16 protein-coding genes and 1 pseudogene are annotated in these 18,984 nt (G+C 53.0%); 14 read left to right on the top strand and 3 right to left on the bottom strand.

The annotated features are described in order from the left end of the window. Positions 1-122 precede the first annotated feature (122 nt). The 6 genes from AC1AY0_RS11165 to AC1AY0_RS11140 all read left to right on the top strand — a co-directional run bounded on the left by AC1AY0_RS11165 (position 123) and on the right by AC1AY0_RS11140 (position 6,539). On the top strand, positions 123-1,643 hold the full coding sequence (locus AC1AY0_RS11165) for a SpaH/EbpB family LPXTG-anchored major pilin (RefSeq protein WP_476526433.1): 1,521 nt from the start codon (positions 123-125) through the stop codon (positions 1,641-1,643). A 311-nt stretch (positions 1,644-1,954) separates the two neighbouring features. Continuing rightward, a complete protein-coding gene (locus AC1AY0_RS11160; RefSeq protein WP_476526432.1) occupies positions 1,955-2,659 on the top strand; it encodes a hypothetical protein in 705 nt (234 codons plus the stop codon). Positions 2,660-2,788: 129 nt separating this feature from the next. Then, positions 2,789-4,252 (top strand): hypothetical protein, encoded by a 1,464-nt coding sequence (locus AC1AY0_RS11155; protein ID WP_476526430.1) that lies wholly within the window; start codon positions 2,789-2,791, stop codon positions 4,250-4,252. Between the two features lie 777 nt (positions 4,253-5,029). Then, positions 5,030-5,602: a helix-turn-helix domain-containing protein gene (locus tag AC1AY0_RS11150; protein WP_476526428.1), complete on the top strand. Its 573-nt coding sequence runs from the start codon at positions 5,030-5,032 to the stop codon at positions 5,600-5,602. Beyond that, a complete protein-coding gene (locus tag AC1AY0_RS11145; RefSeq protein WP_476526427.1) occupies positions 5,602-6,339 on the top strand; it encodes a hypothetical protein in 738 nt (245 codons plus the stop codon). Before AC1AY0_RS11150 ends, AC1AY0_RS11145 begins: the two co-directional genes overlap by 1 nt. Positions 6,340-6,371: 32 nt before the next feature. Next, positions 6,372-6,539, top strand: a complete 168-nt coding sequence (locus AC1AY0_RS11140) for a type II toxin-antitoxin system mRNA interferase toxin, RelE/StbE family (RefSeq protein ID WP_476526425.1) — start codon at positions 6,372-6,374, stop codon at positions 6,537-6,539. 7 nt (positions 6,540-6,546) lie between these two features. Here the strand turns inward: AC1AY0_RS11140 and AC1AY0_RS11135 are convergent, their stop codons facing one another. After that, positions 6,547-7,917, bottom strand: coding sequence for an ATP-binding protein (locus tag AC1AY0_RS11135; protein ID WP_476526424.1), 1,371 nt, complete (start codon positions 7,915-7,917; stop codon positions 6,547-6,549). 568 nt (positions 7,918-8,485) lie between these two features. Continuing rightward, the gene (locus AC1AY0_RS11130; RefSeq protein WP_476526422.1) at positions 8,486-8,689 is read right to left on the bottom strand and encodes a hypothetical protein; all 204 of its coding nucleotides are present in this window, start codon (positions 8,687-8,689) and stop codon (positions 8,486-8,488) included. Between the two features lie 90 nt (positions 8,690-8,779). On the opposite strand from AC1AY0_RS11130, the gene AC1AY0_RS11125 reads away from it, so the two are divergent. The 7 genes from AC1AY0_RS11125 (at position 8,780) to AC1AY0_RS11095 (ending at position 17,686) form a co-directional block, all read left to right on the top strand. Further along, positions 8,780-9,073: a prevent-host-death family protein gene (locus tag AC1AY0_RS11125; RefSeq protein ID WP_476524398.1), complete on the top strand. Its 294-nt coding sequence runs from the start codon at positions 8,780-8,782 to the stop codon at positions 9,071-9,073. Further along, a complete protein-coding gene (locus tag AC1AY0_RS11120) occupies positions 9,042-9,416 on the top strand; it encodes a type II toxin-antitoxin system RelE/ParE family toxin (RefSeq protein WP_476526420.1) in 375 nt (124 codons plus the stop codon). The genes AC1AY0_RS11125 and AC1AY0_RS11120 overlap by 32 nt, the downstream gene beginning before the upstream one ends. Positions 9,417-10,180: 764 nt before the next feature. After that, a complete protein-coding gene (locus AC1AY0_RS11115; RefSeq protein WP_476524784.1) occupies positions 10,181-11,467 on the top strand; it encodes a deoxyguanosinetriphosphate triphosphohydrolase in 1,287 nt (428 codons plus the stop codon). A gap of 119 nt (positions 11,468-11,586) precedes the next feature. Then, positions 11,587-13,677 (top strand): DNA primase, encoded by a 2,091-nt coding sequence (gene dnaG / locus AC1AY0_RS11110; protein ID WP_476524783.1) that lies wholly within the window; start codon positions 11,587-11,589, stop codon positions 13,675-13,677. A 143-nt stretch (positions 13,678-13,820) separates the two neighbouring features. After that, positions 13,821-16,574, top strand: coding sequence for a transglutaminase domain-containing protein (locus tag AC1AY0_RS11105; RefSeq protein WP_476524782.1), 2,754 nt, complete (start codon positions 13,821-13,823; stop codon positions 16,572-16,574). Between the two features lie 225 nt (positions 16,575-16,799). Further along, positions 16,800-17,453 carry a hypothetical protein gene (locus AC1AY0_RS11100; RefSeq protein WP_476524781.1) on the top strand — a complete coding sequence of 218 codons (654 nt, stop codon included), beginning with the start codon at positions 16,800-16,802 and terminating at the stop codon, positions 17,451-17,453. Next, positions 17,450-17,686 carry a helix-turn-helix domain-containing protein gene (locus AC1AY0_RS11095; RefSeq protein ID WP_476524780.1) on the top strand — a complete coding sequence of 79 codons (237 nt, stop codon included), beginning with the start codon at positions 17,450-17,452 and terminating at the stop codon, positions 17,684-17,686. The genes AC1AY0_RS11100 and AC1AY0_RS11095 overlap by 4 nt, the downstream gene beginning before the upstream one ends. A 49-nt stretch (positions 17,687-17,735) precedes the next feature. Here the strand turns inward: AC1AY0_RS11095 and AC1AY0_RS11090 are convergent. Further along, positions 17,736-17,933 (bottom strand): annotated as a pseudogene (locus AC1AY0_RS11090) (integrase core domain-containing protein); the annotation flags it as partial. A gap of 297 nt (positions 17,934-18,230) precedes the next feature. On the opposite strand from AC1AY0_RS11090, the gene AC1AY0_RS11085 reads away from it, so the two are divergent. Further along, complete coding sequence (locus AC1AY0_RS11085) at positions 18,231-18,908, top strand: coiled-coil domain-containing protein (RefSeq protein WP_476526419.1); 678 nt, start codon at positions 18,231-18,233, stop codon at positions 18,906-18,908. The last annotated feature ends 76 nt before the right edge of the window (positions 18,909-18,984 follow it).

Genomic DNA, 18,984 nt, shown 5'->3' with positions numbered 1-18,984 from the left:
TTAAAGATTTGCGGATCGCGGTGGCCCTGCTAAGGGGCTGCGGCCTCCGCGATTGCAAGAAGAACAAAAACGTCGGTAGATCCTCTGCCGACACAAGAAGTAAAAGGAAGAGAGGATTTCTCATGAAGATGAGGAAGCTTTTCGCAGGCGTAGCCGCCGTGGCCACCCTGCTTGGTGGCATGGCATTCGGTGCCACCACCGCCAACGCTGCTGATGGTGATGTGGTTAACGATACTGCCACGTTCACGTTCACTGCTGAAACTAAGGCACAGCTGACTGGTCGTTCTGTCACTGCATACAAGATTGGTGAGTACGTACAGTATGGCGCTGATGACAATGTCGCATACGCTGTGCAGACCGTTGTCGGCAATGCTGAAGCTGTAAAGACTGCACTTGCGACTGCTGGTTATGACGCTTCGCCGGATTATTTGGCCAATGCTCTTGCTGAAGGCAAGCTCGACATTTCGGCTACTCGTCCGTGGGCTGATGGTACCACTCGTAAGTTTGCTGATAACCTTGCCAAGGCCACTCTGATCGGTGGTCAGGACGTGACTCTTACTCCGCAGGCAGTTGCTGGTGGTACTGGCGATGGAGCATATGCTGCAACCGTGGATCTTCCTGCTGGCATCTATCTGTTCGTTGACAACACTAATGCAACTGCTGACATCACTAAGGCCGTTCCGATGGTTGTTGCTTCCGGTACCGTTACGGACAATGCAGTGACCAGCCCGACGACTGGCGTAATCGTGAACTTCAAGAACTCGAAGAATGAGGACAAGACCAAGACTGCTGACAAGACCAGCGTTTCGGTCGGCGATACTATTGAGTACACGCTGTCCGGCAAGGTTGCCAACCCGGCACCTGCTTCCTTCGTGTTTACCGATCGTCCGGGCACTGGTCTGACCGTTGCTGCTAATACTACTTTCACGGTTACTACTGACGATGGTACTGCTGTTCCGGCTGATGATTACACGGTCGCTGGCCTTGATACCGAATTGGTGGGTGACGGCGCGAAGACCTTTACCGTTACCATCAATGCCGACAAGATTGCTAATTATGCTGGCAAGACCATCACGGTGAAGTACTCTGCCACTGTCAATGCTGCAGCCGCTAATCAGGATGAGGTTGTCAACGGACTTCAGGGCAATGACGGCAACTACAAGGAAACCACTGTGAGCCTGTACAAGTTCACCGTTCACAAGACCGATGCTGCCGGTAACGCTCTGCAGGGTGCTGGCTTCACCCTGTACAACGCGGATGGAACTGCTGCCATTCAGCGTGACAACGCAGATTACACTGTCACTTCTGACACCGAGGGCAACCTGACCTTCTCCGGTTTGGCTGCTGGTACTTACACCGTCAAGGAAACCATGGTTCCGGACGGTTACCTGCAGAACAAGCCTGAGTTCAAGGTGACGATTGCCGACAACGGTTCTGTGTCCCTTGCTGGAAAGGATGTCTGGGGTCTGGTTTCCCTCGCTAACAACATCTTCACTGTGAAGAACGTCAAGTCCGTCACTCAGCTGCCGCTCACCGGTGCTGCTGGCACTGCACTGTTCACTGTCGTGGCTCTGCTGCTGGCTGGCGCTGGCGTGACCGTGCTCGCCAAGAGCCGTGGCACCAAGCGCGCGCTGAACGCGTGAACCGCAATGTGATGCTTCGCCGCAATAACGAAGTAATCACACTTGATATATAACGAAAAGGACGCGTCAGCCATACGGTTGGTGCGTCCTTTTCCTTATTTCGCCCTCTTGCATGCGATTGCCAATCGCATAAGCTGTAAATCAAGCGCCACAATCGACGCTTTTAAGTTGTTTTCTTTGCTTACCGCAGTGCGATATCGATAATCTAGAAGTGTCTACGCATCTGATGCAGACGCCAATCATAACGGTTATCGAGCAGTGCGCCGTTGTTTGAGCCACATGCATGTTGAGTAAGTCGAACGGAGGTCGCTGTGGAAATCGGCGAGTTCACGAACGAGGAGATCTCATATCTGCGTTCGTTGCCAGCCGTTGAGCGCGTTACTAACGGGCGTATTCGGTACACGGAGCAGTTCAAGCGCGAATGTATCCGTCGCTATCTCGCTGGCGAGTCACCCGCGCGAATTTTCCATGACCATGGTCTTGACTCATCCCTGATCGGGTACAAACGCATCGAACGCTGCATCGCGCGTTGGCGTAGTCACTACGGTGACTCGGTAGGAGAGGAGAGCACCGGTGCTCGCCCCACTGCCGAACCTTTCGCCGCCGATCACACCGACGAGCGCACCTTCACCCCCAAACTCCGCGTACGCAACGGCAAGCGCGATTTACGTGATCTCCTCATCGCCCAACAAGTCCGCCGCATCGCCGAACTCGAGCACGATTTGGCTGAGGTCAAGCAGGAGCTGGCTGAGGCGCAGCACTTCCGCCAGCAGTTTGCCGCTAGTGTTGGTGGTGTGTCTGGGGCTGGTGCTGGTGCTGCGGATGCTGGCGTGGCTGGCGTTGGCTCTGTTGCTGAATCAGGCGCTGGCGATGATACCAATGTTGCCGACAATGCCGCCAACAGCGCCAATAGCGCCACAGAGTATGCGCCTAACACGTTGCCAGAAGACAAGGAGTTTTCTCCAACCGATCATTCCATCACCAAAATTCTTCTCGGGGGGGGGGTATCTGATTAAGGCTTTTTCAGCAACACACCACCACCGCCAAATCGCGGCGTCTCAAGCCACGCAATGGAGCACCGTGGCCTAAATGCTAGTGGCATTGCTGAGTTAAATCGTTGGCTGAGCTTATTCGTAGGGGGAAAGATGCTAAAGAAGAGGAAAAATAAAAAGGGCGCGAAAAACGTGAGTAAAGAAAGTTCGAAACCAGCGGCGAAGCAATCCCCTTGGTGGATAAAAGCGCTAGAGATAATAGTCCCCGTATTGATTTATGCATTTGCAGCTTGGAAGGTTTACCTATTTATTTGCAAGAAGCATCAGGGCGAGAAATCGGCATCTTATCCTCCGGATTCATGGTTCCCTGATGGTATTCACTCATTCTCATTCCAGCCGCTTGTTCCCTCGATTCTGTTTAGTCTCGTTATTCTGATTCAGATTGCTGTACTGGTCTTTTTAATATCTGAAGCTGTAGGGAAGCAACATCCAGGAGAAATGCTTGTTTTCTGGGCGGTAGGCTTGGTCGCTGTGATCGCAGGTCAATACACGAATGCCTTGCTTGTCCTTTTATCCTCTGGTAATAAGGATGTCCATCCTTATTGGTGGGAGCCGGTGGTGTTGCTTGCTTTGGGAATCGCGATAGTCGTAGGCAATGTATTCTTCGTTCCTAGTACTCCTATTTCTAGCATACGAGGCTGTGAGATAATAGTGGCGCTTAGCGTTACAGGCATTCTTTTTTACGCAATTCCATTTCCTCAGCAACTGCCTTGGGATTTCCTTTATTCAGTTGCAGTAGTAGCTGGATTGTGGATTAGCGTTGTTCTATTTCTTGATTTCATTCCTGAAACTAAAATGGGCATGTGGATTCTCGATCGAATCACTAACTTGCATGTTCGGCATGTGCTTCTTCGTTATCATGTGAATAATGTTGATTCGTTAGACGTTAATGATCCGTTGGGGTGGAACGTCCAGGCATTTAAGACTGTCACTGGCCATTATGAAGACAGTAAAACAAAAGACGTTTCTCTCAATATCGTTGCTGGCTGCATTATTATTCCTCTCACCATCCTGAATCAGAAGGAGAAGATTCCGGAAGGGCTGGTTGAGCTTATTACAGCGGATTCGGGAGCAACCATTTTGCCGCTGATGATTGTCTCTCTAGTCGTTTGCGGTATTCAGATTATCCGTTCCTATTACTGGAGAAGGATTAAGGCTCTGACGGTTGCGCTAGCCGACGTAGGCACGCTGCGATATGACCCCAACGGGAAAATCGATAATGATAATCTGGGCGGGATGGTTGAAGGCCAGGAAGCAGGAAAGCAGCTGGAAAACAAATATCAGCAGCTACAGAATTTGCTGACTCACAGGGCGATGAGGGGAACCTTTATCACGGTCAAATCGCCGAAGGAGATTCTGAATCTTGAAGATGGTAGCAATCTGACTTGGAACACTCAAGCGGACGGCAAGGGCGAGACGTGGAAGCCGGGAACATTTCACGTGCTTAATGAGGATACTGTTCTCTACGCATGTGATCCACAAGAGAATAAACCGGTAAAAGAGGCGAATACTGCTGCAACGGCGGAACCAGGTCCGCAAGCACAAAAGAAATCATAACTGACTATTTCAGGTTAGGTGTTTGCCGTTGAAGCGTCTTGTCGGCAAACACCTGCTTGGTGTTTTTGTGTTACTCCCTGATTCACCTTGATGCTGTAAACCCTGTGATAGCAACGATTCTGCACTTTTATGAGGGAGTTTTAGCTGTTCTGGAACATTTCATGAGGGAGTTTTTGCTCAGTTAGCACATTTCATGAGGAAGTTTGGCGTAGTTGGGGTCGGCTCGTGTTGATGCCTGCACCGCAATCGCAGACGGAATGTGCTTGGGTTGTGCCACGCGAGTGCAGAATCGGCTGATTTGCTCTGGCGTGGCATTCAAATTTGCCACGCCAGAGCAATTCGTGGCTTTCGGCGTTGGCGTGGCACGGTTTGAGGGCCTAAACCCGTGATTTGTGGTATTCGGAAAGAATGCGCCTGCCACGCCAGCGCATTTTGGGCCAATTCGCGCTGGCGTGGCACGGCGAGTGTAGTTCGTAAGTGCGTCTTTGGCCATCTTGCATCTGTGAATCGCCTGGGGTGTGGGCTACAAATGCAAATCAGCCCAAAATGCACGTGCATCCCACTCATACGTGCTGAATCCCCTCCCAAGCATACTCAGTGTATACAAAACTATTCTCAATTAGGAATAGTTTTGTATACACTAGGGATATGGTTATTAAAACGGATCGGACATTGCTTACGCGACGGGAGACGGCTCTCCGGCTTGGCGTGAGTGAGCGTCGGGTTAATGTGCTTTGTGCCTCTGGGCAGCTTGAGTCATTCTCCGAGGAGGGGATCATGCTGGTCGCGGAGGATTCCGTGCTCCGGCAATTACGCTGGCAGGGCAAGGATGGTCGTCCGTATTCGCCTGATATGGCATTTGCCGCATTGTATCTACTCAGCGGTTTGGATGCTCCGTGGTTGGGCCGACAGCAGAGGTATCGGCTCAAAGGGTATCTGAAGCAGGTAGATGCGGAGAATCTGGCTCGTCTTTCCCGGCAACGAGCGAGGATGCTTGAATACTGGTGCAGAGAATCCAACCTCGTCAAAATCAGCGGTTTGATTCGTCCTTCTGCCGGCACCGGTGAGCTGGCGAATTCATTTCAGCTGACCTCCACGGATATGGTGGAAGGCTATATTGCTGCCGGAAGCTTGGATGATGTCGTTCGGCAATGCCACTTGAAGCGGGGAGTGGCACCGATTCGAGTGCGGCTTCGCGTTGCCGATGATCTTCCTGATGGGGGAGAGCGGATGCCTATTGGCGTGTGCGCGGCCGATTTGGCCGAATCCAATGACCCGAGGGAACGACGTGCCGGATTGGAAATCCTCCAAAACCTGATTGATGAATACCGCAGTAAGGAGCAACCGTAATGATCCCAGCAGTTTATATCTCCAGCATTGGGCATCCGTGGAGTGCCGTGTACACAGTTGCTGCAGCGGATATTCCGGAATCATGGATGCTTGCGGGTGGACTTATGGTTCAGTTGCATGCCATCATGGGCGGATTGGCCGTTCGCCCAACTACTGATGCCGATTTGCTTGCCGACCTCATGGCTGATCGTCGAGGTGTCGCCAGATTACGGAGTATTCTTGCTTCTCGTGGATTCGAGACGCAGACGGGTACGTTGACTGGTTATACGACCCGTATGAGTGCGCCCAACGGCGACGTTGTGGATTTATTGGTCGCAGACCATCTGCCAAAATTCCTTGGTCGCGATGCGACTATCGCCGGCACGCCAGTGCTTTCCATGCCTGGTGGTGCACAAGCTGTGGAGCGTAGTATGCAAGTGCGACTTATTGACGATCAGAACCATGTTGATGCCATAATTCGCATTCCGGACCTGCTTGGTGCTTTGATTCTCAAAAGTGCGGCTTACAGTGTCGATCATGCAGGGTACGGCGAACGGCATCTTTATGATGCCGCCATGCTTGCGTCCCTCATTCCCGATCCCGATGCCGAGCTCGAACGTTTGCACAGCAGTACTGACCGAAAACGTATCAAACTCTTGCATGACAAACTCACGGAAGGATCGCCGTACTGGGGTAACCTCGACATTTCGCACCGGCAAGACGGGTTGGATGCCATTGAAACACTGGCCACGTGGTAATTGCGTGAGACCGATATGTTGATCGCAAGCGAATGAAGCCAGCCATTCAGGCCATAGTCGATGATGACGAAGACCTGTTGAAAACGAAGTACCGGAATCACCCTTTGACCGGACAATGGGCAGGATTCCGCGAGCTGCACATCGAGGGAGATTGGCAGTTTTGTGTGTGCCGCATTGCTAAAGGATGTGGCACACATTAACACTTCATCACCGCTCGGGGTTGTCGAGTAGGAGTGCGTTTCCTTCGTCGTAGGCGCGTAGGAGTCGGCGTAGTAAGAACGCAGTGAAGTAGGGTGCTGTAAACACGTGGTCGCTACTGCCGATGTTTCCGGCAGACAATTTCACGCCGAATCGTATTTCCTCATACGAATCCGAAGAAATCAACGTACGCATGGACTTGGCTGTTCCGTTTTTTGCTTTCACTTCTACCGGTACCAGCCATTCGCGTGTGCGGACGAAGAAATCCTGCTCCAGCGTGGAATTTTCTTTCTTGTAGTAATACAAGTCATATCCAGACTTTCGTAAAGCTTCAGCGACAATACTCTCGTACATTGCGCCTTTATAGACGCCGAGATTGCGATTAGCGCGCAAATCGTCGCTGGCTTCATCGTCAAGCATTGCCACGAATAGTCCAGTATCACCGAAATAGATTTTGAACTTGTTCTCATCGTAATTGCCTTTTAGCGGCAGTTCTGGGTAAGACAAGCATCTGCAGATATTGATCATTCCCGAAGTCTCGAGCCATTCCACGCATCCGCGGTAATCCTTAAAACGTGCGCCGCTTGCAACCTTACTGATTTGGAACTTCTTGTTCTCTTTAGCGAGCTGCACAGGAATGTGATTGAACACGTTAAGAATTCGAGCCTGATCAAGTCCTTGCGCGTATTTTCTGATATCTTCCTGATAATCCAAGATCAGCTGGCGCTGCAATTGCAGCGTTCCCTCGAACGTTCCCGTGCGCATGTGCATAGCCACAACCGCGGGCATGCCTCCCAGAATGCAGTAATCCATAAAAACAGAGGAGAATACGTTCATTTCCACATTTGAGAACGGGGTGGCGTCGCACAGATGCTTGAACATGCTTTCGATGACGGCGTCATCGTAGCCGCGAGCCCACAAAAACTCTTCAAAATCCAAAGACCGCATCTCGTAATCGGTTTTGTAGCCCACGCTGTTGCTCTCGATTTGCTTATAGCTGATGCCCAGCATCGAGCCGCTGCAAATCACATCGTACTGACCATCGATCTTGAAGAATTTCAACGCCGTAGCAATATCGGGATGAGCTTGGATCTCATCAAAGAAGATAAGCGTTTGTCCGGGAATGAACTTCTTTGACGGGTCAATGAGGGAAATATTGCGAATGATGTCATCCGTGCTGTAGCCGTCCGACGTTATTGCTCGATACTTCGGTTCCTCGACGAAGTTGATTTCCACCACCGAACGGTAATTCTGTAACGCGAAATGGTGGATAGTTTCAGTCTTACCAACCTGACGAGGGCCCTTGATGATAAGCGGCGAACGATTTTCATCAGCCTTCCATGCTTGAAGATAAGCATCAGCTTTACGCCGAAGATACATAGAGGCTCCTTCCCCCAAGTGCAGTGATACCAACGATTTTACACTTTTATGAGGGAGTTTTAGCTGTTCTGGAACATTTCATGAGGGAGTTTTTGGTGTTTTAGCACATTTTATGAGTGAGTTTTTGCTTGGTTATCACATTTCATGAGGGAGTTCGGTGGGGTTGGGTTGGCTCGTGTTGGTGCTTGTGTTGCTGCGGATATGAGTATTTGTGTGTGCCACATGCCTACAGACGTCGCGGACTGTGCCACGCGAGTGCGGAATCGGCTGATTTGCGCTGGCGTGGCATGAGGGTTTGCCACGCTGGTGCAATTTGGGGCTTTCGGCATTGGCGTGGCGCGGTTTGAGGTCCTAAACCTGCGGATTTGAGGTATTCGAGAGGAAGCATCTGCCACGCTAGCGCATTTTGGGCCAATTTGCTCTGGCGTGGCACGTTGGCGTGGTCCGCGCGCGTATCTTTGGGCCGGCTTGCATCTGTGAGCCGCCTTGGGTGTGGGCTACAAATGCAAATCAGCCCAAAATGCACGTGCATCCCACTCATACGTGCTGAACTTCAACGGGAACTGGTTCACGCATACGCCTGTTCGTTCATGTCGTCTGCAATACATTGCTTGCAGAGCGCGTCGGCTTTCTTGCGGGAGTAATTGGTGAAGATGCCATCGATGTTTTTCGTCGTGCCCGTCTTTTGAGGATGAATGATCTCTCCGATAATGGCCGGATTGTGTGTGGCGTATTCATTGGAGAGCATGTTCCAATCGGTTTCGGAGGTCATAGGGTTCGCCTGCAGCGTTCAATCAAAATGTCTTGTGCCACCATCATTATTGCATGTAAATACGCATGTTTTAATGCATGGGAGGATGATATGTCGACCTTGACAGTGCCTGTGGAGACGTTGGTGCCAATCAGCAGGTTCGGCCGTGGAACCGCTAGTGCGGAGTTCGCCAAGGTGGCGGACAATACGCCGGTCACGGTTTTGCGGAATAACGAGCCTGTGTACTTCATCATCAACGAGCATGATTACCGTCACTTCCGTGAGTTGGAAGAAGAGGTAAAGGAATTGCGTAACGCGGAGGCTCGCCGTCAGGCGGTGGACAAGGAATATACGCATACCTTCACCTCCGTTGATGACATGGACGGATACTTCGATGCGCTCTAGACTCTCCGGTATCGCAACCATCAAAGCGTTCGATAGGGACGCGAAGGATTTGAAAAAGAGGCATGTTGATCTCAAGCGAATGAAGTCGGCCATCCAGGCCATAGTCAATGGTGACGAAGACCTGTTGAAAACGAAGTACCGGGATCACCCTTTGACCGGACAATGGGCAGGATTCCGCGAGCTGCACATCGAGGGAGATTGGCTGTTGGTGTATTTCATCGACGGTGATGAGCTGGTGTTAGTGCTGACCCGCACTGGAACGCATGACGAGCTTTATTCTTCCAGAACGCCGAGCAATCTTATCCGCCAATACAAGAATGCAGAACGCAACATGCTCGGATAAGCGGACCAGTGGTGGCGGCCTAATGATGGAGGGTTTGGCCTAGTTGCTGCGGATATGAGTATTTATGTGTGTCGCATGCCTACAGACGTCGCGGACTGTGCCACGCGAGTGCAAAATCGGCTGTTTTGCGCTGGCGTGGCATTCAGATTTGCCACGCCAGCGAAATTGGGGGCTTTCGGCGTTGGCGTGGCACGATTTGGGGCTTTAAACCCGTGATTTGTGGTATTCGGAAAGAATGCGTCTGCCACGCCAGCGCATATTGGGCCAATTTGCTCTGGCGTGGCACGTTGGCGTGATCCGCGCGCGTATCTTTGGGCCGGCTTGCGTCTGTGGGCCGCTTGGGGTGTGGGATGTAAATGCATTTTCGACCAATCTGCATTTGTGCCCCATTCGTGTGTGGACCAAAAGTGCATTTGGAGCTTTTCTGCACGTACGTCCCGCTACTCATCGGAGTGAATCCACGGAATCCCGCCATTTGTGTGAAGTAACCTTCGTATGCTGTGTGGGCTATAAATGCAAAACAGACCAAAATGCGCGTGCATCCCATTCATGTGTGCTGCCCCTCCTAGGCAGGCTAGGTATACAAAACTATTCCCAATTAGGAATAGTTTTGTATACGCATGAATGATTGACCGGAGTCTCTGCGCCATTAATACGGATTCGCTGTCATAGTTGGTTGCACTCATTCCGAGAATTTCTTGCACTGGTCTCACCCCAACGCAAGAAATTCTCGGAATGGGCCTTTTTCCATCTATGCTGGGGTTATGGAAACAACGCGGGATGGGGAACCGGTATTGGCTAACGAAGGGTACACCGCCTTCGATGAGGAGCGGTGGGCTCCAGAGCCGCCGAAATCCAAATCCCGCACTGCCTTCGAGCGCGATCGCGCACGTCTTATCCATTCATCAGCATTGCGCCGCTTGGGCGCTAAAAGCCAGATTCTGGTGGCTGGAACCGATGATTTCGCCAGAACTCGCCTGACTCACACGCTGGAAGTCGCTCAAATCGGCCGTCAAATCGGAGCATTGCTCGGCTGCGACCCGGACGTGGTGGATTGCGCATGTTTGGCTCACGATCTTGGCCATCCGCCGTTCGGTCACAATGGGGAGCGAGCGTTGGCGGAAATCGCCAAGAATATTGGCGGATTCGAAGGCAACGCTCAGACCATGCGCATTCTGACCCGTTTGGAACCCAAAGTATTCCACCCAGATGGCCGCTCTGCCGGCGTAAACCTGACCCGTGCCGCATTGGACGCGGCAGTCAAATATCCATGGACCTTGGCCGAAGCCGATCAGCATCCGAAAGGGGAGCGGTCCAAGAAATTCTGCGTCTACCCGGACGATGAGCCAGTATTCCGCTGGCTGAAGCAAAATGCGCCGAAAGCCACCAAGCCGATGGAATGCCAGATCATGGATCTTTCGGACGATATTGCCTACTCCGTGCATGACGTGGAGGATTCCATCGCCACTGGAGCATTCGACCCGATTGTGTTGGCGGACCCGCAGATTCTCGACCATATTATTGAGCAGACTCGCGCCTGGTACGGAGCGAAATGGGATGCCGACAAGCTGCTCGCCGCATTCATGCGATTCCGCCGCGAGCATGTATTCCCCGCGCATTTCAACGGGTCACGTCAGGCGTTGGCTCAATTGAAGAACATTACGTCTGATTTGATCGGTCGATTCTGCTGGTCGGTGGAAACTGCCACTCGAGACACGTATGGTGACGGGCCGTTGACCCGGTATTCCGCAAACATCGTGATTCCTGAGGAAACTAATTACGAGATTATGGCATTGAAAGGCATCGCCGTGTATTTCGTGATGGCTCCGCGCGAACGCGAGCCATTCCATCAGGAAGAACTTCAGATTGTGGAAGACCTCATCGACGTGCTCATGGCCGATTCACCTGCCCCCTCAGACGCGTTGGAAAGCCAATTCCTCGCCGATTGGAACGAATCCACCAACGACGACGAGCGCCTGCGCGTAGCCATCGACCAAGTAGCCTCCCTCACCGACGGCTCCGCCCTAGCCCTCCACTCCATTCTGTGTTGAACCACCCCCTGGCTCCCCTTGTCAGGGGAGCTGGCCCGCGAAGCGGGTCTGAGGGGTAGTTCTAAAAGAGAGGGGTAAAAATTTTCCCTGTCCTTTACTTGGCGGTAGTCTAGAGAACTATGGTCGGGATGATTAAGAAAGAAGACGTTGAGAAGGTGCGCGCCGCCGCGGACCTGTATGACATCGTATCTGCGACCGTAACGCTTAAGCCTTCCGGTACGGGCACGTATGTGGGCCTGTGCCCGTTCCATGATGAGAAAACCGGCAGCTTCAACGTGCGCCCTTCGCTCGGTGTATGGCACTGCTTCGGCTGCGGTTTGGGCGGCGACGTATTCAAATACGTGGAGCAGTCCGAAAACATTGACTTCCGCGAGGCCGTGGAACTGCTGGCGGACAAATACCACATCGAACTGCACTACGAGAACAGTGGAAACGGTTCCGGTCATCCGGATGGCACTGGCTCCAAGCGCACGAGACTTTTGGAAGCCTGCGAGGAAGCGCAACGATTCTTCGTTTCTCAGATTCTCACCCAAGAAGCATTGCCGGCGCGCAAACTGCTCGGCGGTCGCAACTTCTCCCAAGCCGATTGCGAACGTTTCGGCTGCGGCTATGCGCCGCAAGGCTGGGACAACCTTGTGCGTCATTTAGCCTCCAAAGGCTTTACGCAAAAGGAGATTCTCGATGCCGGCTTGGCTCGCCAAGGCCAGCGCGGTATCTACGACTACTTCCGTGGCCGTGTGACATGGCCTATCCGCGATTCGACCGGCCGCACACTTGGCTTTGGTGCGCGCAAACTGTATGAAGACGATCAGATTGCGGCCAAATACATCAATACGCCGGATACGCAGCTCTACCGAAAAACCCAAGTGTTGTACGGCATTGATCTGGCGAAATCCGCGATTGTGAAAAAACGCCAAGTGGTGATTGTGGAAGGCTACACGGATGTGATGGCCATGCATTTAGCCGGCATCGACACCGCCATCGCCACTTGCGGTACCGCATTTGGCGCGGAGCATGCGAAAATCGTGCGCCGACTTATTGCTGACGATTCACTGGGTGCCGTGCAGCTGGTTGGCCCGCTCAAGGTTAAAGATCAGCCGCTGAGCTCACGAATCGTTTTCACTTTTGATGGCGATGCGGCAGGCCAGAAAGCCGCATTGCATGCATTCGGTCTGGATTCCGCGTTCCTCTCCCAGACCTTCGTGGCTGTGGCAGATGACAATCTCGACCCCTGTGACCTGAGAATAGAACGTGGCAATGAAGCGGTCCGCTCGCTAATCGCTCATGCCAAGCCGTTGTACGACTTCGTGATTGATGCCGCCATCGCACGCTTTGATTTGACCTACACGCCAGGCCAAGTTGGTGCAATGAAAGCAGTGGCACCGCTCGTTGCACAAATTCGAGACCGTTCCCTGTGGGACGCCTACGCGCGCAAGGCTGCAGGACGTATCGGCGTGGAGCTCGAAGTGATGCGCCGCGAAGTAATGAACGCTCGCCGGCAAATGCATGTGCGAGACGAAGATGCGTACACGGCCAAGCGCCGCTTCCAGAATGAGGCGTCTCGTGTGGAACCGGGTACGAACCCGTATGCCAATCCCGCTGCACGTAAGGTTTTGGAACGTCAAGACGCCAAAGAGCAAACGTACTTCAAGATCGATGACGCTGTGTTTATCGCTGAACAACAGTTCATGGCCACGCTGATTCAAGTGCCGCGTGCCATCGATCGCACCATGTTCGGCCAGCTGACGCTTGACCATTTCATGAGCCCAGTGTTCCGCACATTGTTCCAAGCCATTGCTGCGGCTGGAGGATTACCCTCGGACGATACGCCGCAAGGCTTGTGGATGCATAACCTCACCAAAGCAGGCGGTCCCATGCTCAACCAGGTTATCAATGAGCTGGCTGTTATGCCATTGCCTCTTCCGGGAGACGATACCGGTAATGGTGCGCAGCCGCCGCAGCCGAACGTTCCAGGTAATGCTGCAGCCGTGCAGTTGCGTCCCGCCACCAAGGAAGAGCAACGGTACGCCGCCGAACTACTGACCAGATTGTTGGACATGGGCTTCATGCGTCAAATCGGTTTAGCCAAACGACGCATGGCGCAGCTGCCGGACGGCGAAGAGAAGATTGCGCTGCTCGGGCAGATTGCGCGCATGGAAACCGCGCGCAAAGATCTGCAAGCGCAGGTATACGGAAATACTGTGGGCTGAGGCATCATGATGCGCATGTGATTATTCCCCGATGCCTGTATCGGTGCTAAGCTCGAACTCAACGTGAGTAATGTCACGATGTGGTGCAGAAGAACGAAGGGGTTCCCGAATCATATTCGGGGCATTGAGAAGGGCAAATCACGGTGGAATCGCAACAGCCAAATGGCGGTAACAGTCAGCCGAACAGTAATAATCAACAGCCTCCAACCCAATGGCAAGGCTCAGGGCAGAACAATAACGCCAATCAATGGCAGCAGCCCGGTCAGCCCAATCAATATGCGCAGCCTGCCCAATATGGCCAGCAGCCATACCAGCCCGGGCCATATGCACAACCGCAACAACAGCCACCGTATCCAGCACAGCAGTACCCGCAGCAATATCAACCGCAATACCAGCCGGGCCAATCGCAAGGCCAGCCTTGGAATTATCCACAGCAGCAAGGCCAATGGCAGCAGCCTCAAACGTCACCGCAGACGCCTCAGCAGCCGCAGTACCCACAGCAATATCAGCAATATCCGCAATACCAGTCCGCGCAGCCGAATCAGCCCGGCTATCCAAGCCCAGCGCCGGCTGATAGCAAAGCCTCGCGCAAAGACAAGCGCAAGCACAATAAGCAGAACAAGCAAGCGCAGCCCAAGGGCAAAGGCCGCAAGCCGAAGTGGTGGGTCATTCTCATCTCCGTCGTGGTTGCTCTCGCGCTCGTGTTCGGCATCGCATCCGTTGCCGGCTACTACATGCTGAAGGCGGACGGTGCCATCGACGGCATTATGGCCGACTCCACCATGCCCAACAAAGAGCAGGCGTATTCGGGCATGCCAAGCGACAAATACCAGTTCCGCGACCCCATCGCCGTAGATACGTATTACGAGTTCGAACTCGCAATGACCAATCCGGTCAAGATCAAAGACAACGTCAAGTGGGGCGAGGCTCAGATGACGGGCGTCGATCTAAGCCTTGACGACTGCCTCCGCGTCTATCAGGATTCCTCATTCGGCGTGCCAGTGCCCACAACGACGATAGCCACCGAACCATTTAACGAAGAAGACGGCACAGGTACCCTCACCTTGTCCGGCAGCATGGATTTGCCGAAGGACATGCAGCATGGCGATTCCATCGGCAAAGAGCATGGCTTCCTGCCTTCGGATGGCTACTATTACGTGCAGTATGTGGGCGCAAACGGCAAGAAACTCGCCAAACCTATCGTTCAGTTCTTCCGTGTCAAGGAGCATACGGATATCACCCGTCTGCCACAGGTGAACAACGTGACGCCAGTGGTCAACAAGGAGGGTGGCGTCGACATCTCCTGGGACAAGGTGGATGGTGCGAAGTCGTACAACGTGTATGTGTACATCACGCGTAAGGCGATCGGCAAAGATGGCGATGAGAATTACATGCCGGCATCGCGATCCATCGAGAAAATCGGATCCAGCACCAAGACTGAACTTCTTTCCGCCGACTATGACAAGCCGAAAGAGTACAACGACGATACGTTTGGCACGAGCGTGCTGAAGCAGAACATGGCATTCCAGTCGCTGGCTGTGGAAAGTCAGGACACCATTGAGCAGTGCCAGAAATCCACGCAGGAATACTGTGCCGAAATTCTGCAGGATGCCGGCGGTTCATGGGATGCTGATTCGGCAGGCAAACTGTATATCGTGGTTACCGCCGTCGATAAGGACGGTCACGAAGGCCGTTGGCATGCGGTTGATGCCAATAGTCTGGTGCCCACTATTCCAATCGGCCAGGCAACGCAGGCACAGACCTCGCAGTGGAGCTATGGTCTGAAGGGTATCTTCGGTGAGGAAAACACCATTGAAGAAGACATGCAGGCCTACGTGTACACGTTCGTGGAAATGGCGAATGGCGCCACGGTGGCTGTGCCCAGCGAATTCAGCGATTTGACCAGCAATGGCAGGAATGGCTGGCAATTTGTCTACAGCGCGCCTGGAACTAAGATCAAAAACACCGGAAACGTGTACTACGAGGGTGATTTGACCCAGACTTTCAGTCAAATCACCAAGGCTGCCACCGATGCGCTCCCCAAGGCCGGCGGTGTGCTCGACCGACTCAATTCGGTTGGTAAGGCGGACTGGACTGGATACGACAAGAAGAAGATTGATTCCGATACCAAGGAGTCTGCACTGTTCAACTTCGCATCCACTGATTTCGGCAAGTATCTGGCCAACAACATCCTCAACGGTCATGAGGTGATTGACATTACCAAGTACGCCAATGATCAGTACCAGACCAGCACGCAAGATGTAATGACCGAGGTGCTGTACCAGAACCCATATATTGCTACGGTGTCCGATCGCGTGAACTACACGGTTCGCAAGAATGGCAATAAGACAGTGATGTGGGTCAAGTATCCGGATGATTACAAGCAGCGTCAGCAGGAAGTCGAAAATCTGGTGAACTCCGCCAAGGGGCAATTCCAAGGTTCCGACAGCGATAAGGCCGTTGCCATCGACCGGTTCCTCGCCGGCAAGATGGAGTACGACTTTGATGCAGCCAATGCCGTAGGCGGTCGCGATAACAGCAGCAACGCGTTCGAAAGCGACAGCGCCATGAAGCAGTATCCGAATGCGTGGAGTGTGTATGGCATGGTCAGCGGTAAGGGTGTGTGCATGTCGTACGCCTACGCGTACCAGGTTCTGGCCAAGGCCGCAGGTTTGGATTCACGCGTGGTAGTCGGTTCCGTATCTGGCACGAGTGTTCCTCACGCATGGAACTACGTGTATATCAACGGTGACTGGCTGCTCATGGATGCCACATGGGATGATGACGGCAGCACGGCAACTGACAGGTACCAGCTCAAGAAGCCAGCCGAAGTAACCGATCACTTCGCTTCTAACCAAGACTGGACTCTGGCCTCCGAAACCAGCCAGTATAAGTGATTATTGGCGGAATCATCGGCCGAAAGCATTTTCCGGGTGGCGGCTCAACTGTTCCTTTTCGGTGGTGCTTCTAAAGGATGAAATCTCACGCTGACAAGCAGATGAATAATCGTTTGTCGTTAAGTATTTAACGACAAACGATAAATTCTGCTATTATTGAAGTGGTTCTTTTTTGGAAAGGACTACACAACGGCGTGAGAAATGAGGCCCACAATGGCGTCGAAAATGGCATCGGGAACTACCCCGAAAACTGGTCGTCCTTCCTCTGGGCGAATCGATGTATTGGGTCGTGCGGGTGCGGTGGCCCTCATCATCGCCCGCATTGGTACGGTAATCCTATGGATTGCTGCAGCAGTGACTGCTGTCGTGCTGATCGTTTTTATCGTGGCGTCTGGCATGCTTACGGTCAGCTACAACCAGTTGAGTTTCAATGTTGGCGGAGTTTTCAACATTGGAATTGCTGGGCGGGTATTGGATTACTCGATATATCTGCAACAGTATGACGGTGCTCCAATCAACACGATAGCTGTTATCGCCACCGGTGTGGCTAGGGCTGTTGTATACGCATTGTTAGCGTTGGCTTTCGGTCAGATTGCGGCGTTGTGCGACGAGCTGACAGGCTGGGTAGAGCATACTGAGCAGGTCTCTCCGTTCCGTGCTGCGATTTCGGAGCGGCTTGCTCGCATGGGTTGGTATCTCATTGCTGCGCCTGTAGTGGCTTTGGTGAACTACGTTATCTGCATGCTTGCTGGTGCCTCAGGCAGTGCGACTCTGTGGTTGAGTGGATTGCTGGTGATGATTGGCATCATGCTGCTTCTCCTCGCTCGAATTTTCGACTATGGCATGTCGTTGGAGCAGGAAGTCGACGGTTTGCTATGAGCGAGCAGGAATCTGACGGTACTGATGGGTGTATTGTACTGCGCCTCGACCGAATCATGGTGGAACGCGGACGATCGCTGAACTGGCTTGCCGAGCAGGTGGGCATCACCAACGTGAACCTTTCCAAAATCAAAAACAACCGCGTTTCCGCCATTCGCTTTTCCACGCTCGCCGCCATTTGCGAAGCCCTAGATTGCCAGCCCGGCGACATCCTCGAATATCTGAAGGAATGAGGGACGCAACATCTTGGCTCTGGATTGGCAACGGGATGTTGGGCTGTTTTTAGAGGGTCTTTCCTTGTTTGATGAACTCCATGGGGCTCAGGTATCCGAGGGCCGAGTGGAGTCGTTGGTGGTTGTACCACCACACGTATCGGTCGGCGTCCGAGCGCAGCTGTTCCACGCTGGTGTAGACGTTCCTGTGGATGAGTTCTTTCTTGAGAAGCCTGTTGGTGGACTCGACCACTGCGTTGTCGCACGTCGTGCCCGGCCTTTACGATTCGGCAGATGCGTCGTCTCGACAATGTCACGTCCTCATGGGCGAGGGCGTGCTTGATCTCCCCTAGCCGGCTTGCCGCTCCTGTTACCGCTGTACGATCGGGTGTTTGAACTTCTCTTCGTAATGACGCGGATGCCTCAGATCGGCTATGATCATCAACTTTTTCGTTGCCTAGTCCCTCACAAAACTGTCCAACACAATTGCAGCCGATCCATCTTTCGAACCGCCTAATCGGGATACAATGAAGCGACATCCGCAAAGAGGAGAATGGAGAGGGTAATGAGCGACTCGCAGCAACAACCATCGGCATCACAGCAGTCAGCCGATTCAACCAATCAGCCACCACAGGCAACTCCGCAGGGCTCCATTCCGGAACAGCCTGTACCCCAGCCGGCACCGAAATACGGGGCCTACGCCCCGCAGCAGCCAGTGCCGCAACAGGACTCACCCCAACTCGGTACTTTGGCAGCGATGGCACAAGCCCATCAGGAGAAGAAGGCCTCAAGGCCGGTGAGGCAAATCGTATTAAAGATGAGGGAAGTTATCATCATAGGCGCTGCCGCGCTTATCGTCGGAGCTGTTTGCGGGGGAGCCGGAATGTACGCCTATGCGACGCCGGTAATCCAATCTGCAAAGAGCGAGTTGGATCAATACAAAACTGATTATTCGAAGCTTCAGGAGGAGCATGACAAGACGGCGGCCGATCTCTCCGATTATGAACGCCTGTATGGCACATACAACAGTCTGAATGACGAAGTGGACGACCTCAAAGGCAAGGTCAGTGACGCCCAGAATCAGCTCGACGCATTGAACGGCGAGATAGACAAGGTGAAAGGCGAACCGATTCACCTTCCCGCTGGCGAGTTTACGGTAGGCAAGGATGTGCCTGCTGGTCGTTACATTATCAGCGGTGAGTCGAACTTTGGATTGGCTACAATGTATTGGACGGTTCATTGAGGGACTAGGCAACGAAGGAGTTGATGGTCATGGCCGACCCGAGGCATCCGCGCAGGTTCACGGAGGAGTTCAAAAG

The organism is Bifidobacterium sp. LH_416 (assembly GCF_056357055.1).
This window is presented reverse-complemented; position numbering and strand designations above follow the sequence as displayed.